The sequence below is a fragment of the Variovorax sp. 20P10.2.4 genome (assembly GCF_058244205.1).
On sequence record NZ_JBZAYE010000804.1, the window covers coordinates 1 to 2,910 of the forward strand.

The 2,910-nt window shown below is 70.9% G+C and carries 3 protein-coding genes; 2 read left to right on the forward strand and 1 reads right to left on the reverse strand.

Annotated features, from left to right (window positions below; translation table 11 throughout):
* On the reverse strand, nucleotides 1-717 hold a 717-nt coding region (locus tag AC27VN_RS37795; protein ID WP_490879975.1), incomplete at its 3' end, for a hypothetical protein.
* Nucleotides 718-914: 197 nt separating this feature from the next.
* Between AC27VN_RS37795 and AC27VN_RS37800 the strand changes: the two genes are divergently transcribed.
* Complete coding sequence (locus AC27VN_RS37800; protein WP_093351829.1) at nucleotides 915-2,171, forward strand: lipoprotein-releasing ABC transporter permease subunit; 1,257 nt, start codon at nucleotides 915-917, stop codon at nucleotides 2,169-2,171.
* On the forward strand, nucleotides 2,164-2,841 hold the full coding sequence (gene lolD / locus AC27VN_RS37805; protein WP_296738152.1) for a lipoprotein-releasing ABC transporter ATP-binding protein LolD: 678 nt from the start codon (nucleotides 2,164-2,166) through the stop codon (nucleotides 2,839-2,841). Before AC27VN_RS37800 ends, lolD begins: the two co-directional genes overlap by 8 nt.
* Nucleotides 2,842-2,910: the final 69 nt, after the last annotated feature.

Genomic DNA, 2,910 nt, shown 5'->3' on the forward strand with positions numbered 1-2,910 from the left:
GGGGCCCGCGTCGAGCGCCTGCCAGGCCTCGGCCCAGCCGATGCCGTCGTCGTGCAGCGCGGCGGTGCGCAGCGAATCGTCGACCTGCGGTGCCGGGCCTTCGGAGCTGACGGCACCCGCGGGGAGCGCGCCGGTGCCGCTGAGCCAGAAGGAATTGATCGGCGGCGCGCCGCGCGCGGCGCGGTCGTCGTTCACGCGCTGGGTGTAGAGCAGCATCTGCATCTCGTTCTGGAGCCGGCGCAGCGGTCGCGCGGCATCGGCCAGCGGCGACCACTGCGAGATCGGGTGGCCCACGGCGCGGTCGATGGCGGCGGTGGCGAGGTCCTGGAAGATCGGCGCGCGCGCGAGCCAGCGGCCGGGGCGCGCGGACGGATGCAGCGCGATGCCGTCCTCCTCGAAGAAGGGGCGCGCCGCGGCCAGCAGCGCGGCCGACTCCTCGGCGTCGATCTCGATCGCCGAGGGATCGCCGAGCACCACGTCGTCGATGCCGACCTGCCAGTGGCACAGCGTGACCAGGCCCCAGGCGCCGGTATCGCTCGCTTCGGCGGCGCCGTTGCGGCGCGCCTCGAGCGCGGCCCAGGGGATGCAGCCGTCGGCCGCGGCGATGCCGAGCGCGCGCGCCAGGGCGCGTTCGTGCGGCGGGGAGCGGGTGCTTTCGTCCTGCGTGTCGGTGGCCGTGACGGCGAGCCGGCCGAGCAGGGCCTCGAGCTTGGGCAACCTTAAGGTTGGGAGGGCTGCGCGGCAGGACGGGGAACCGCGGCCGGCAAAGGGAATCAGGAGATGACGGGCGGGAGCGGGTTCGGCCATGGGCCTATTGTCCGGGATGCCACAATTCCGCCCGCCTTCCTCTTCGTCTTCACCCTTTTTCCCATGAACCGACCCATGCCGTCGCCCCGAGCGCCGCAGGAGACCTGATGCGACTCCCCTACGAACTGCAGCTCGGCTGGCGCTACACGCGCGCGGGCCGGGCGACCCGGCGCAACGGCTTCATCTCGTTCATCTCGGGCGTCTCGATGCTCGGCATCGCGCTCGGCGTGGCCGCGCTGATCATCGTGCTGAGCGTGATGAACGGCTTCCAGAAGGAAGTGCGCGACCGCATGCTGGGCGTGGTCTCGCACATCGAGATCATCTCGCGCGACGGCCAGGCCCTGCCCGAGCTCGACACCATCATGGCGGCCGCGCGCAAGTACCCCGAGGTGGTCGGCGCGGCGCCCTTCATCGCGACCCAGGCGCTGATCGCGCGCGGCGAGGACATGAAGGGCACGCTGGTGCGCGGCATCGAGCCCAAGCTCGAGCCCGAGGTCACCGACATCGCGGCCGCCGCGCCCAAGGGCACGCTCGACAAGCTGGTGCCCGGCGAGTTCGGCATCGTGCTGGGCGGCGAGCTGGCGCGCTCGCTGTTCGTGCAGCCCGGCGACCAGGTCACGCTGGTGGCGCCGGGCGGCCAGGTCACGCCGGCCGGCGTGGTGCCGCGCCTCAAGCAGTTCACCGTGGTCGGCACCTTCGACTCGGGCCACTACGAATACGATTCGGCGCTGGCCCTGATCAACGAGCAAGACGCGGCGCGCGTGTTCCGGCTCGAGGGCCCGACCGGCATCCGCATCCGCCTGAAGGACCTCAACCAGGCGCGCGACGTGGCCGACGAGATGGCCGTCTCGCTGCCGGGCCAGTTCCTGATCCGCGACTGGACGCGCCAGAACAAGACCTGGTTCGCGGCCGTGCAGGTCGAGAAACGCATGATGTTCATCATCCTCACGCTGATCGTGGCGGTGGCTGCGTTCAACCTGGTGTCGACGCTGGTGATGACGGTGACCGACAAGCGCGCCGACATCGCGATCCTGCGCACCCTGGGCAGCTCGCCGCGCAGCATCATGGGCATCTTCGTGGTGCAGGGCGCGATGGTGGGCGTGATCGGCACCGTGGCCGGCCTGCTGCTGGGCCTGGGCATCGCCTACAACATCGACGTGATCGTGCCCTTCCTCGAGCAGCTGTTCCATGCGAGCTTCCTGCCCAAGGACATCTACCTGATCAGCAAGATGCCCAGCGACCCGCAGCGCAGCGACATCATGCCGATCGCGATCATCTCCCTGGTGCTGGCCTTCCTGGCCACGCTGTATCCGAGCTGGCGCGCCAGCCGCGTGAATCCCGCCGAGGCGCTGCGCTATGAGTGAAGTCGTATTGAAGGCGCGCGGCCTGACCAAGCGCTTCCACGAAGGGCGCCTCGACCTGACCGTGCTGCACGGCATCGACCTCGACGTGCATGCCGGCGAGACGCTGGCCATCGTCGGCGCCTCGGGTTCGGGCAAGAGCACGCTGCTGCACCTGATGGGCGGGCTCGATTCGCCGACCTCGGGCAATGTCGAGCTGCTCGGCAAGGACATCGCGCATGCCGACCCCGCCGAGCAGGGCCGGTTGCGCAACCTGCACCTGGGCTTCGTCTACCAGTTCCATCACCTGCTGCCCGAGTTCAGCGCGCTCGACAACGTGGCGATGCCGCTGAAGATCCGCCGCGTCGACCCGGCCACGGCCGCGCAGTCGGCGACGAAGATCCTCCAGAGCGTGGGCCTGGGCGAGCGGCTGCACCACCGGCCGGCCGAGCTGTCGGGCGGCGAGCGCCAGCGCGTGGCGATCGCGCGCGCGCTGGTCACGCAGCCGGCCTGCGTGCTGGCCGACGAGCCCACCGGCAACCTCGACCGCAGCACCGCCGACACCGTGTTCGAGCTGATGCTCGACCTCGCGCGCCGCCACGGCACGGCCTTCGTGATGGTCACGCACGACCAGGACCTGGCGCGGCGCTGCGACCGGGTGCTGCAGCTGGTGGCGGGGCGGCTGGCGGGCTGAGCCCGTCCTAGAGCGGCAGCGCTTCCGCTTCTTCCTGTGCTGCCTGCCGTGCCTCCAGCGGCAGCACGC